Raw genomic sequence first — 12,839 nt, 5'->3', positions numbered from 1 at the left:
ACCCCACTCCCCGAATGCTCCTTGGCTTCGGATCTTGGCGTGCAGAGGACCGTCCTACTTGTGTCTCCGTCCTTGTCCTTCGCGAGAAGTGACAAGACAAACAACATCAGCAATCATAGCATAACTGGGTGATTAATACAACCTTTATTCCCTAGTTTCAGCCGGGTTTGCGCGTTCCATACTCATTTTCTCCAACCATTCCCGTTCTTTCACCGTCAGTTCCGCCGTCTTCAGCAGCTCAGGGCGGCGCTGAAACGTGCGTTCCAGCGATTGCTGTCTACGCCACTTCTCGATTTCCGCGTGGTGCCCGGACAACAAAGCGTCCGGTACTTTCCAGCCTCGGAATTCCGCAGGTCGCGTATAATGCGGGTATTCCAGCAAGCCGTCGCTGAATGAATCGGTCACTGCGGACTGCTCATTGCCAAGCGTCCCCGGCAACAGCCGAACAACAGCGTCCACGACAACCATCGCCGGAAGTTCGCCGCCTGTCAGCACGTAATCGCCTACGGACAGCTCGTCCGTCACGAGAAACTCCCGGATGCGCTCGTCATAACCTTCGTAATGTCCGCAAATAAAGATCAGATGATCTTCTGCCGACAATTCTTTTGCGATTTCCTGCGAGAACGTCCGCCCTTGCGGGCACATGAGAATAATTCGCGGCTTTCGCTTCTCTAAGCCATCCTCCGCTGATCGGTCGGCGTTTTCCAGCAAGTGCTCAACGGCCCCGAAGATCGGCTCGGCTTTCAACACCATGCCGCCCCCGCCGCCGTACGGCATATCATCGACCGTGTTGTGCTTGTTGTTCGCGAAGTCGCGGAAGTTCACCGTATTTAGCGAGGCAATGCCTTTATCCCGCGCCTTACCGAGGATGCTCGAGCCGAACACGCCTTCGAACATTTCCGGAAACAGCGTCAATACGTCGATGCGCATACTAGAGCAACCCTTCCATCAGATGAACCTTGATTTTGCGGGCCGCGATATCCACTTCCAGCACAACGTCGTCAATAACAGGCAACAGCAGCTCCTTGCCTTTCGGCATCTTAACCACCCATATATCGTTCGCTCCAGGCGACAAAATATCGGATACGGTGCCGAGCGTCTCGCCTTCCTCCGTCACGACCTCGCAGCCGACAATGTCCCGAACGTAATATTCGTCTTCTTCAAGCGGGACGCGTTCGTCGTCGCCGACTTTCAGTTCCCAGCCCTTGTATTTCTCGACATCGTTAATGTTGTCGAATCCTTTGAACTTCACGACAAACATGTTTTTCTGCTCTCGCGAGCTTTCGATTTCCACTGTCAACGAACTTCCGTCATTCGGAGAAATCATTTGCAGCTTGTTGCCTTTCTTAAACCGAATATCCGGAAAATCCGTCTGCGGCCATATTTTCAGCTCGCCCTTAATGCCGTGCGTGTTGGCAATTTTGCCGATATTGAGCAAACGCTCCTGCGTCATGCGGTAATCCCCTCTCTTGCTATGACCGATCTAATGTTCTTATCATATCCCACACCACTTCGATTTCGCAATCGAACGGGCACACTATGGAAAAAGCCGCATCATGCTGTCGCACGATACGGCTTTCGTTAATTATTCCGAGACAATGTCCACGATGACGCGCTTCCGCTCTTTAACGGAGGCGGATGAGACGACCGTACGCAGCGCTTTCGCGATACGTCCCTGCTTGCCGATGACTTTGCCGACATCATCTGGATGAACGGAAAGCTCGTACACCAGGCCTCTCGCGTCTTCCTTGACCTGAATTTGCACGTCTTCCGGATGATCCACGAGTGCCCGGGCGATAACCCGAATCAATTGTTCCATGGCTCAACCCTCCGGTATTGGGACGATTATTTCTGGAGCTTGGATTCGTGGAATTTCTTCAGAACGCCAGCTTTGCTCAGAAGATCGCGTACTGTGTCGGACGCTTGAGCGCCGTTTTGCAGCCATTTCAGAGCTTTTTCTTCGTCGATTTGCACTTGAGCCGGTTGAGCGACCGGGTTATAAACGCCGATCTCCTCGATGAAACGGCCATCGCGCGGGGAACGGGAATCGGATACGACGACGCGGTAGAACGGAGCTTTGTGTGCGCCGATACGTTTCAGACGGATGCGAGTTGCCATTAAAATTCACCTCCTTGAAAAAGTTACGATCAACCGTTCGTCAGAACGGGAATTTCATGCCGCCTTTGCCACCAAGCATGTTCTTCATGTTCTTGAGCCCTTTCAGGCCCCCCATGCCGCCTTTCGGGCCTTTCGGACCCATCATGCCGGAAAACTGCTTCATCATCTTCTTCATGTCCTCGAACTGTTTCAACAGACGGTTGACATCGGCGATCGTCGTACCGCTGCCCGCAGCGATCCGCTTGCGCCGACTGTAGTTGATGATGTCGGGCTTCTGCTTCTCGTTCTTCGTCATCGACTTGGCGATCGCTTCCGTGCGCGCGATTTGCTTCTCGTCGATTTTGAAGTTCGGATTGTTTTTGAGCTTGCCCATGCCGGGCATCATGTCGAGAAGCTGTTCGAGCGGCCCCAACTTGCGAACTTGCTCCATCTGCTCCAGGAAATCGTCGAAGGTAAAGTCGGCGGTACGCATTTTGCGCTCCATCTCTTTTGCCTTCTCGGCATCGATATTCTCCTGCGCCTTCTCAATGAGCGACAACATGTCGCCCATGCCGAGAATCCGCGAAGCCATCCGATCCGGGTGGAACGCTTCGAGCTGATCCACTTTCTCGCCGATGGAAGCGAATTTGATCGGACAACCGGTTACGGCTTTGACGGAAAGTGCAGCACCGCCGCGCGTATCGCCGTCAAGCTTCGTCAACACGACACCGGTAAGCGCAAGTTGCTCGTGGAAGCTCTGCGCCACGTTAACCGCCTCTTGGCCGGTCATGGCATCAACGACAAGCAATACTTCGTCCGGATTGACCGCGGCGTGAATATCTTTAATTTCCTGCATGAGCTCCGCATCGATCTGCAAACGGCCGGCCGTATCGATGAGCACGTAGTCGTTGCCTTGCTCCTTCGCGAGTTGTACCCCTTGCTTCGCGATGTCGACAGGACTGACCTGGTCGCCGAGCGTGAAGACCGGAACATCGATTTGCTCGCCGAGAACTTGCAACTGCTTGATCGCGGCGGGCCGATAAATATCTCCCGCGACGAGCAGCGGCTTATGATTCTGCGACTTGAGCAATTTGGCAAGCTTACCGCTCAGTGTTGTCTTGCCGGCGCCTTGCAAACCGGCCATCAGCACGATCGTCGGCGGCTTATTCGATTTCGCAAGCTTCGACTGTGTGCCGCCCATCAGCTCGGTCAGTTCTTTGTTGACGATGTCGATAATGACCATTGCCGGGGTAAAGCTCTTCTGTACTTCTTGTCCGAGCGCCTTCTCCTTCACCTTGCCGATGAAGTCTTTGACGACTTTGAAGTTGACGTCCGCTTCAAGCATCGCGAGCCGAACTTCGCGCATCGCGTCATTGACGTCGTCTTCGGTTACTTTGCCGCGTCCCCGCAGCTTGCCGAACACGTTCTGCAGCCGGGTCGACAATCCTTCGAAAGCCATTCGCCATCCCTCCTTCGGAACGGTTAGTTTTACTCCGCGCCCCGCAGCATTGCCGCCGTCTCCGTTAACGGCTTGCGCCATTCAACCGGAAGGCCGGCGATCTGCGTTTCCAACAGCTCGATGCCCGCGTGGAACTTCTCGTGTCGGGCTGCCAGTCCGAGCTTCGCCTCGTAATCCTCAAGCACTTGTTCGGCGCGTTTCAAATGCTCGTACACCGCTTGTCTGCTAATTCGGAAATCGGCGGCAATCTCGCCTAACGTATAATCATCGTGAAAGTAACATTTCAAGAACGTCTGTTGTTTATCGGTTAACAAAGGTCCGTAAAAATCGTACAACACATTGATTCGGTTCGTCTTCTCAAGCGCATTCTCCCCGCTCACAATGGCTGCTCCCTTCGTTGCCTCGCGTCAAGTAGAAAAGCTTTACACCCTGACCGCTCCACCTATGTTACCGAATTGCCGGGCACATGTCAAGGAAAAAACCTTAACAATCTTTGTTTCTTCGACCGATCATCCAAATTGAAATCGCACTCCCGGAGAACAGCACTGCGGCAATCGCGATCAAGGAGACGCGCATTCCAGCAGTGAAAGATGCGCTGGCACCGAGCAGCGAGCCTGAAACAGCGATACCAAGGGTTGCTCCGATTTGCCTGCTTGAATTCAGCGTTCCCGTGACGGTACCCGTCTGGTCTTTCGATACGGCAGAAATGACAGCCGTCATGAGCGAAGGGATCGTAAACGATACGCCGAACCCGATCGCAAGCAAACCAATCGCTGTCGCAACATGATTCGTTTCGCGATTTAACAGAATCAGCAACAGCGAACCTACTGCGGACAATAGAAAACCGATCGTCATCGGAATTTTGGCTCCGATCCGCCCGGCCATCCGACCGCTGATAATCGGATTAAAAGCAAGCGGAATCATCATCGGAAGCATCGCGGCACCGGCATCTCCAGCCGACAAGCCGCGAACTTGCTGAAAAAATAGCGGCAGCATAAACAAAATAGCCGATAATCCGAAATTAATGATCATGCCGGCGACAATCCCTCCCGACACAGTCGCATTCTTGAATAAGCGAAGCGGGAGCAGCGGCGCCGGATTCTTCGCTTCAACGATAAGAAACAAGCCGGTACAAAGCGCCGCCAGAACAAACATGGCAACGATAAGAGGAGAACGCCAGCCGTACGCCTCCCCTTCCATCAGTGCGAAAGATAACGTGCCGATTGCGACGATGGCCAGAATTTGCCCCTTCCAGTCCAGGCTTCTCTGGGCATTACGGCCTGTCTTACCTACGAACAACCAAGCGATCAACAGACTGATCACGGCAAGCGGCACGTTAAGCAGAAAAATGCTGCGCCAGCCGAACGCATCGACCAGCAGCCCGCCGACGACAGGGCCAGCGGCCATCGCCACTCCGGTAATCGCCGCCCATATGCCCATCGCACGTGCGCGTTTGGTCGGTACGGGATAAGCATGTGAGAGCAACGTAAGCGACGCCGGCATTAAAGCCGCTCCTCCTATGCCGAGCAACGCCCGCAGGCCGATCAGCGCTCCTGATGTCGGAGCGACTGCTGAGTTCGCCGAAGCTGCAAGAAATATAACCAATCCCCCGACGTATACTTGTTTGGCTCCCATTTTGTCGGTTAACGATCCCATCGATAATAGAAGGCCTGCGAAGACGATTGTGTAGGCGTTAACGACCCATTGCAATGTCTCAATGCCGCCTCCCAGATCAGCTTGAATCGCTGGAAGTGCGACACTTACCACTGTCGTATCCAGCAGCACCATAAAATACCCAAGGGAAAGTCCGAACAGAAGCCACCCTTTTTTTGACTGTCCCACAACCGTTTCCTCCTTATTCCCTTACTTGCTTGATTCATTTTCATCGTTGCAAGTGTATAATCTTTCGTATACTAGAATAAGTTGAGTATTTAACATAGGATAAATAATCCTTGTTTAAGCACTGGGAAAGGGTGAGGAATCGAGTGAACACATCGGACAACGAACGGCTGCAAGAACTGGCACAATTTCTGCGGACGAGACGAGCACGAATCTCACCGGAGCAAGCGGGCTTGCCTAGCGGCACGCGACGGCGTACGCCGGGACTGCGACGCGGAGAAGTCGCCTTGTTGTCCGGCGTCAGCATCGATTGGTATACATGGCTGGAACAAGCTCGCAATATTCAGGTGTCTACGCAAGTATTGAGCAATATTGCGCGGGTTCTCCAACTCGATACCAATGAACGTAAACACCTTTTTCTGCTTGCTCTCCAACAAGTGCCGATTGAAGTCACATCTCTCGAGAGCGGCATCAGCCCGCTGCTGCAAAACTTCCTGGACTTGCAAGGGACAAGTCCCGCTTACGTCATGGATCAACGACTGAATATCGTTGCATGGAACAAAGCCGCCAACCTCATTTACGGAGATTACGAGAAAATGTCCGGAAGAGACAGAAATTCCGTCTGGCGTACGTTTACTTCACCGGACGTCCGACAATTGCTTCGGGAACATTGGGAAGCCCATGCCCGTCACCGACTGGCTTCCTTTCGAGCCAGCTACGGGAAATTCACGGGAGATCCGTGGTGGATGGAGCTGATCGACGACCTGAAACGGATAAGCCCGGAATTCAGCGCCTGGTGGCCGCAGCATGATGTGCTGGGAGGCCCCGAAGGCAAAAAAGTCAATTATCATCCGACCGGCGGCGTGCTTGAATTCGAACAACTATCGTTTCAAGTCGCTGATTCACCCCAGCTTACCGCAGTCATCAACATCCCGTCCGGCGGAGGCGACACCGCCTATAAACTTGCAAAGCTGCTGTCCTCGCATACAAACGGCATAGAATAAAGCAAAAGACGAAGCAGAGAAAATCTGCTTCGTCTTTTGCTTAGCGGCTGCGAATACCGTCGTATTTGCTCATTCCGCAACCAAATCCCCGATTCGGAATGCGGTGACTTTCGCGATTTCCTCCAGCGCCGCTTGTCGCTCTTCCGCGACCGTATGCTGGATCCGGATTTTCATCGCGGCGAGTATTTCATCTTTCCCCTTGCCTCGAACAGCCATAATAAAAGGAAAACCGAACTTCTCTGTATAGGTGCGGTTAAAGCCCGTGAACAAGTCATGTTCCTCTTGCGTTAGTTGACTTAAACCCGCTCCTTGTTGTTCCGTTACGGAGTAAGGCGTCATGACCTCAAGTCGGGTAGCCAAATCCGGGTGCCCCCGAAAAAAAGCCGTAACTTCGTCTTCCGACGCGGAACGGACAAGCGTCATCATTTGGTCGTGCAGTTGCTTGCACGAGTAAAATGGACGGTGTGCCCATACGTCCTTCGCCACCCAAGGCGCGTGTTCAAACACCCCGCCGAACGTCTCGGCAAATTGTTCTTGTTCCATATGATTGACGACCGAAATTGGAATGCCGGCATTTGCTGTCATGATGTAAACCTCCATGCTGTATGTTCGGCTCGCCTATTCCGCTATTTCCTCTTCGTCCGTGCCCGTATCCGATCCAACCATGCCGGCGAACAACGCATGAACGAACTGGTCGGCGTCGAATTGCTGCAAATCGTCCATTTTCTCGCCGAGACCGACAAACTTAACCGGCAGTGATAGTTCATTGCGAATCGCGATAACGATACCGCCCTTCGCTGTGCCGTCGAGCTTCGTCAGCACGAGACCGGTTACGCCGCTTTTCTCGCCGAACAATTTCGCTTGCTGCAAAGCGTTCTGGCCGGTCGTCGCATCGAGAACAAGCAACGTCTCGTGCGGGGCGCCAGGAATTTCCCGTTGGATGACCCGATGGATTTTGGCCAGTTCCTCCATCAAGTTGTTTTTGTTCTGCAAACGACCGGCCGTGTCGCAGATCAGCACGTCAACTCCGCGCTGCTTAGCCGCTTGGACGGCGTCAAACATGACCGCTGCAGGGTCGGCGCCGGACTGCTGCTTAATGACGTCAACGCCGACGCGACCGCCCCACACTTCGAGCTGCTCGATCGCGCCCGCGCGGAACGTGTCCCCGGCGGCGAGCAGCACGTTTTTGCCTTGCTGCTTATATCGCCAAGCGAGCTTGCCGATTGTCGTCGTTTTGCCGACGCCGTTGACGCCAACGAACAAAATAACCGTTATCCCGTCCGGGTTTTCTTTTAAGCCGACTTCGTCGCCGGTCGATTGGAGCATACCGATAAGCTTCTCCGACAAGATCGGGCGCAGCTCGGAAGGCTCCTCGATTTTGCGTTTCTTCACTTCCGCGCGCAGCTCGTCGATTAGCGCCATTACTGTGTTGACGCCAACGTCCGCGCCGATAAGGATTTCCTCGAGTTCCTCGAAAAATGCCTCGTCGATTTTTTTGCGCCGGCTGAACAACTCCTCGACTTTGCCGACGAATGCGTCGCGCGTTTTCGCCAGCCCTTCGCGGAACTTACTCGTGACGGCTTCCGTCTTGGACGCGATGCTCTCACGCAATCGTTTGAAAAAACTCATTGTGTTTCCTCCACTCCCAGCCCTCGCACTTGTTCCCAGCCGTTAACGGCTCGAGAGTACGTTATTTCTGCAACTTCGCACTTTTCCCGGCCAATAGCGGCGCGGGAGGACGTTATTTCTGCAACTTCGCACATTCCCCAGCCGTTAACAGCGTGAGTGGACGTTATTTCGTCAACTTCACACATTCCCCCGCAGTTAAGGGCGTAGGAGGACGTTATTTCGCCAACTTCGCACATTCCCCAGCCGTTAACGGCGTGGGAGGACGTTATTTCTGCAACTTCGCACTTTTCCCGGCCAATAGCGGCGCGGGAGGACGTTATTTCGCCAACTTCGCACATTCCCCAGCCGTTAACGGCGTGGGAGGACGTTATTTCGCCAACTTCGCACTTTTCCCAGCCGATAGCGGCGCGGGAGTACGTTATTTCGCCGATTACGCCGTTGCCGTCATCTCTTCCGTCTCTTCCAATCGGACGGATACGAGCTTCGACACGCCGCCTTCTTCCATCGTAACGCCGTAGAGCACATCCGCCTCTTCCATCGTGCCTTTGCGGTGCGTAACAACGATAAACTGCGTCGAATCCGAGAACTCTCGCATGTATTGCGCGTAACGCGCCACGTTCGCTTCGTCGAGCGCTGCTTCGACTTCGTCGAGTACGCAGAACGGCACCGGCTTCACGTGTAAAATCGCAAACAGAAGCGCAATCGCCGTCAGCGCCCGCTCGCCACCGGAGAGCAGTTGCAAGTTCGTCAACTTCTTGCCGGGAGGCTGCGCGACGATGTCGATACCCGTATCGAGCGGCCGATCCGGCTCCACCAACACCAGATCCGCGCGCCCGCCGCCGAACATCCGGGCGAACACGACGACGAAATGCTTGCGGATCTCCTCGAACGTCGAGCGGAACCGCTTCGACATCTCGTCGTCCATCTCGCGAATTATGCCATGCAGCTTCGTCTTCGCCTCAATCAAGTCGTTCTCCTGACCGGACAAGAAGTCGAAGCGCTCGGAAACACGCTTGTATTCCTCGATCGCACCCAAGTTGACATCCCCGAGCGAAGTGATTTTGCGTTTCATATCGCGTACTTCGTTCTGCGCCGCGACAATATCTTCGGGAATGGGGTAACGCTCTTTCGCCAGTTCAAAACCGATCTCGTACTCCTCGGACAACTTGCGGAGCAAGTTGTCGAGTTCGACGTCCATCCGATTGACCGAAATTTCCGCTTGACGCAGCCCTTCTTCGACATTGCGCAGCTTAGCCCGCTGGTCTTTCGTTTCGCCTTCCTTACGCTCCAACTCACGTTGTTTCTCGGCGCGGTCGGCTCGCTTGAATTCGATGTTTTCGGTATATTGTTTCTTCTGAATACGAAGCTCGTTCAACCGTTCGCGTTGCTCGACCGATTCCTGTTCGGCTTTCGCCGACTCCGCTTCATTGTGCTCCAACGATTCCTTGAGCTGCGTACGCTCGCCCGTCAAACGCGCAAGCTCAGCGCGTTGCCGATTAGATTGCTCTTCCAACGCCGCCCTATCTTGCTCGAGTCGGGCAATCGCAATTTTCAGTTCGGTAAGCTCCGCTTGCAGCTGCTCTTTGGCCGATGCACTCTTGCGCCGCAGTTCTTCCGCTTCCCGAATACGATTCTGGATACGCTGTTCCTCCGCAGCAAGCGAAGCAAGTCGGGCTTCCGCCTCTTCCTTGCTCGTAAGCAAACTGCCTGCTTCCGCGTTAAACGCCGCTTTCTCCCCCGCCAGAGCCGACTGCTGCTCGGCGAGCAACTTCTCATCCTGTTCGAGCTGGGCGCTTTCGCCGGACACTTGCTGCTCCCGCAGACGCTCCTGCTCCCCTTGCTCGCGCAACCGCTCGATATTCTGGGAAGCGAGTGCCAGTTCCTTCTTCAAATCGTCGACTTCGGCCCTCGCCAAGTCTTTCGCCTTTTCCGCAGTCGCGATCTCGCGGTCAAGCTCTTCGAGTTGGCGCTGGCGACTGAGCAGACTGGACGATTTCTTCGCTACGCCGCCCCCCGTCATCGAACCGCCGGCATTAACAACGTCGCCGTCGCGCGTTACGACGCGATAGCGATATTGCAACCGCGAAGCGATCCGGTTCGCCTGCTCAAGCGTCTCGGAAATAAGCACGTTGCCAAGCAAGCTGCCAATGATGGACGCATACTTCGGCGCGTACTCGACGAGTTCGGAAGCGATACCGACGAATCCTTCCGCCTGCTCCACCGTTCTTCTGTCGCTGTCGGATAAACTTCTCGCACGGATGACGTCCATCGGAAGGAATGTCGCCCGTCCCGATTGCCGCTGCTTCAAATAGGCGATCGCCGCACGCGAAGTCTTCTCGTCTTCCATGACGATGTGTTGAAGCGCAGCGCCAAGCGCCGTCTCCATCGCCACTTCGAGCGATCCCGGGACGCTGACGAGTTCGGCTACCGCCCCGTGGACACCATGAAGGTTGCCACGTTTGGCGCCCTTCAGCACTTCTCGGACGCCATGCTGGAAACCGTCATAGTCGTTCTGTAATTCTTTGATCGTATCCCGGCGGGAAACGAGCGCTTCGCGTTTTTGCTCTGAACGGCGCACATTCGCCTGGGCTTCCTCCAACTTCCGCTGAAGTTCTCCCGAACGAGCGCCTTCCGCCACGTAACGGTCGCGCACTTCCGCAAGCGAGCGCGACACCTCGGTTAAGCGCGCCTCCAATTGCGCGCGCTTGCTCTCCAGCGCCGCCAATTGCTCGACAAGCTTCGCTTCTTCTTCGGCGATGCGGGACATGCGACGCTCCAGAGCTTCGCGCTGCCCGTCACCGTAGCGAATGTCGTTGCGCGCCTGCGCCATCGCGTTCAGCGTATCGAACAGTTCGGCTTTGAGCTTCTCTTCCGCCTCCGTGCTTCCGTCAGCCAGCGCAAGTCGCAACTCCTCGTCCGCAAGCTTCGTCTTCAGCGCGCCAAGCTCTGTCTCCAACAAAGCGCGTTTGTCGCGTGCAACAGCTTCCTCGGACGTCGCCGCAGCGAAACGCTCTTCGGCCGTCGCTAACGAAGCGCGCAAGCCTTCTCTCGTCCGTTCCAAATGACCGCGTCGTTCGCTGAGAAGTTCGACGTACCCTTCGGTTTTCTCGGTTTCTTCACTGCAATGAAGCAGTTCATCCTGCAATTTCTCGAGCAATTCCTCGAGCTGCACGAGTGCAAGGCGCTCCTCTTCGAGCAATGCGTCGTGTTGGCTTACGAACGTCGACAACCCGAGCTGTTCCTCTCGAAGCGCGGCGAGTTTCTCGTTCGTCTGCGACCACGACGTGTGCACGCCTTCGATCTGGTGAACATATACCGCGATTTCCTTACTCTTCAACCCATCTTTCAGCTGCCTGTATGCCTCGGCTCTTTCGGATTGTTCGCGAAGGGGCTCGATCTGACCTTTGAGTTCGCTGACGAGGTCGTGGATGCGCAGCAAATTGTTTTCCGTATCTTCGAGTTTTTTCTGGGCTTCCTTCTTGCGGCTCTTATATTTCACGATGCCGGAAGCTTCCTCGAAGATGCCGCGGCGGTCTTCAGAACGCGTACTCAAAATTTCTTCAATTCGGCCTTGCCCGATAATCGAGTAAGCTTCGCGGCCGATCCCCGTGTCCATGAACAATTCGGTAATATCTTTCAGCCGGCAAGGCTGCTTGTTGATTAAATATTCACTGTCCCCGTTCCTATGGACACGACGCGTAACCGTCACTTCGCTGAAATCAAGCGGCAACGCCTTGTCCATATTATCGAGCGTCAACGACACTTCCCCGAAATTAACCGCTTTACGCGAATCGCTTCCGGCAAAAATAATGTCCTGCATGTTGCCGCCGCGAAGAGACTTGGCGCTTTGTTCACCGAGCACCCAGCGGATGCCGTCGGAAATGTTGCTTTTGCCGCTTCCGTTAGGCCCGACGACCGCGGTAATACCGCGAACGAACTCCAGCTCGGTCCTGTCGGCGAACGATTTGAATCCCGTCAGCTCGATTCTTTTCAAAAACATAAGGAAAATGCCCTCCTAGCGTCGATCCGTTATCCGAGTCAGCCGGGAAAATGTTCCGCGAACGCAGCCAGCGCACGCGAAGCCGCCTGCTGTTCCGCCTCTTTCTTCGAACGCCCTGCTCCTGTGCCCAACTGCCGGTTGCCAAGCGCCACAACCGCGACGAACTCCCTGTCATGCGCCGGCCCACGCTCCTCGACGATGCTGTAATCAAGCGCGCCGATCGACGTCTGTTGCACTTTCTCTTGTAGCTCCGTCTTATAATCTTTAAGCGGAGCCTGGCCGTTCTGCGGCAGCGAGCCAAACATATGACGTTCCAAAAAAGATCTAACCGCTTCCAATCCTTGGTCCAAGTAAAGCGCGCCCAGGAACGCTTCGAAAGCGTCCGCGAGCAACGACGGCCGCGTTCGGCCTCCCGTTTGCTCCTCCCCTTTGCCGAGCAGCACGATCTGCCCGAATTCGAGCGCCTCGGCAAAACGGACAAGCGATGGTTCGCAGACGATGCTGGCGCGTAACCGCGTCAACTCGCCCTCGGGTCGTTCCGGATAAGTTCGGTACAAATATTCCGATACGGTCAACTGCAGCACGGCGTCGCCAAGAAATTCGAGCCTCTCGTTGTCGGCGATCTTCGCGCCCCGTTGCTCGTTCACGTATGACGTGTGTGTGAACGCTTGTTTCAGCAGCGCGGGATTGCGGAATCGGACTTGTACTTTCTGCTGCAGCTTCTGGAAGTTTTCCTTCATTGTTTACACCCCATGCCGCGCTCGAACAGCCCCCGTAAACGAACGAACGCAGACAGCATATGCCGCCTGCG

Annotated in this window: 13 protein-coding genes; 2 read left to right on the top strand and 11 right to left on the bottom strand. The window is 55.0% G+C overall.

The window, feature by feature from the left end:
• Positions 1 to 144: 144 nt before the first annotated feature.
• The 7 genes from trmD to ACFPOF_RS04075 all read right to left on the bottom strand — a co-directional run bounded on the left by trmD (position 145) and on the right by ACFPOF_RS04075 (position 5,398).
• Complete coding sequence (gene trmD / locus ACFPOF_RS04105; protein WP_378129854.1) at positions 145 to 930, bottom strand: tRNA (guanosine(37)-N1)-methyltransferase TrmD; 786 nt, start codon at positions 928 to 930, stop codon at positions 145 to 147.
• Position 931: 1 nt separating this feature from the next.
• Positions 932 to 1,453, bottom strand: coding sequence for a ribosome maturation factor RimM (rimM, locus tag ACFPOF_RS04100; protein ID WP_378129852.1), 522 nt, complete (start codon positions 1,451 to 1,453; stop codon positions 932 to 934).
• 132 nt (positions 1,454 to 1,585) lie between these two features.
• Positions 1,586 to 1,819, bottom strand: coding sequence for a KH domain-containing protein (locus ACFPOF_RS04095; protein WP_209746958.1), 234 nt, complete (start codon positions 1,817 to 1,819; stop codon positions 1,586 to 1,588).
• Positions 1,820 to 1,845: 26 nt separating this feature from the next.
• The gene (rpsP, locus tag ACFPOF_RS04090) at positions 1,846 to 2,118 is read right to left on the bottom strand and encodes a 30S ribosomal protein S16 (RefSeq protein ID WP_209746960.1); all 273 of its coding nucleotides are present in this window, start codon (positions 2,116 to 2,118) and stop codon (positions 1,846 to 1,848) included.
• A 40-nt stretch (positions 2,119 to 2,158) separates the two neighbouring features.
• A complete protein-coding gene (ffh, locus tag ACFPOF_RS04085) occupies positions 2,159 to 3,556 on the bottom strand; it encodes a signal recognition particle protein (RefSeq protein WP_378129850.1) in 1,398 nt (465 codons plus the stop codon).
• Between the two features lie 29 nt (positions 3,557 to 3,585).
• Positions 3,586 to 3,936, bottom strand: coding sequence for a YlxM family DNA-binding protein (gene ylxM, locus ACFPOF_RS04080; RefSeq protein WP_378129848.1), 351 nt, complete (start codon positions 3,934 to 3,936; stop codon positions 3,586 to 3,588).
• A 103-nt stretch (positions 3,937 to 4,039) separates the two neighbouring features.
• On the bottom strand, positions 4,040 to 5,398 hold the full coding sequence (locus ACFPOF_RS04075) for an MFS transporter (protein WP_378129846.1): 1,359 nt from the start codon (positions 5,396 to 5,398) through the stop codon (positions 4,040 to 4,042).
• Between the two features lie 143 nt (positions 5,399 to 5,541).
• On the opposite strand from ACFPOF_RS04075, the gene ACFPOF_RS04070 reads away from it, so the two are divergent.
• The gene (locus ACFPOF_RS04070) at positions 5,542 to 6,399 is read left to right on the top strand and encodes a helix-turn-helix transcriptional regulator (RefSeq protein WP_378129844.1); all 858 of its coding nucleotides are present in this window, start codon (positions 5,542 to 5,544) and stop codon (positions 6,397 to 6,399) included.
• Between the two features lie 69 nt (positions 6,400 to 6,468).
• Here the strand turns inward: ACFPOF_RS04070 and uraD are convergent, their stop codons facing one another.
• Together uraD and ftsY are read right to left on the bottom strand one after the other, a co-directional pair.
• Complete coding sequence (gene uraD / locus ACFPOF_RS04065) at positions 6,469 to 6,984, bottom strand: 2-oxo-4-hydroxy-4-carboxy-5-ureidoimidazoline decarboxylase (RefSeq protein ID WP_378129842.1); 516 nt, start codon at positions 6,982 to 6,984, stop codon at positions 6,469 to 6,471.
• 33 nt (positions 6,985 to 7,017) lie between these two features.
• The gene (gene ftsY / locus ACFPOF_RS04060; protein ID WP_378129840.1) at positions 7,018 to 8,028 is read right to left on the bottom strand and encodes a signal recognition particle-docking protein FtsY; all 1,011 of its coding nucleotides are present in this window, start codon (positions 8,026 to 8,028) and stop codon (positions 7,018 to 7,020) included.
• 152 nt (positions 8,029 to 8,180) lie between these two features.
• Here ftsY and ACFPOF_RS04055 point away from each other — a divergent pair, with 152 nt between their 5' ends.
• On the top strand, positions 8,181 to 8,546 hold the full coding sequence (locus ACFPOF_RS04055; protein ID WP_378129838.1) for a hypothetical protein: 366 nt from the start codon (positions 8,181 to 8,183) through the stop codon (positions 8,544 to 8,546).
• Here the strand turns inward: ACFPOF_RS04055 and smc are convergent.
• Positions 8,459 to 12,028, bottom strand: coding sequence for a chromosome segregation protein SMC (gene smc, locus ACFPOF_RS04050; RefSeq protein WP_378129836.1), 3,570 nt, complete (start codon positions 12,026 to 12,028; stop codon positions 8,459 to 8,461). The genes ACFPOF_RS04055 and smc overlap by 88 nt on opposite strands.
• Before the next feature lie 38 nt (positions 12,029 to 12,066).
• Complete coding sequence (gene rnc / locus ACFPOF_RS04045) at positions 12,067 to 12,768, bottom strand: ribonuclease III (protein ID WP_378129834.1); 702 nt, start codon at positions 12,766 to 12,768, stop codon at positions 12,067 to 12,069.
• Positions 12,769 to 12,839 lie beyond the last annotated feature (71 nt).

The sequence above is a fragment of the Cohnella soli genome (assembly GCF_042655525.1).
Taxonomy (GTDB): Bacteria; Bacillota; Bacilli; order Paenibacillales; family Paenibacillaceae; genus Cohnella; species Cohnella soli.
The sequence above is the reverse complement of the archived record's forward strand: the minus strand, read 5'-3'. Positions and strand labels throughout refer to the sequence as shown.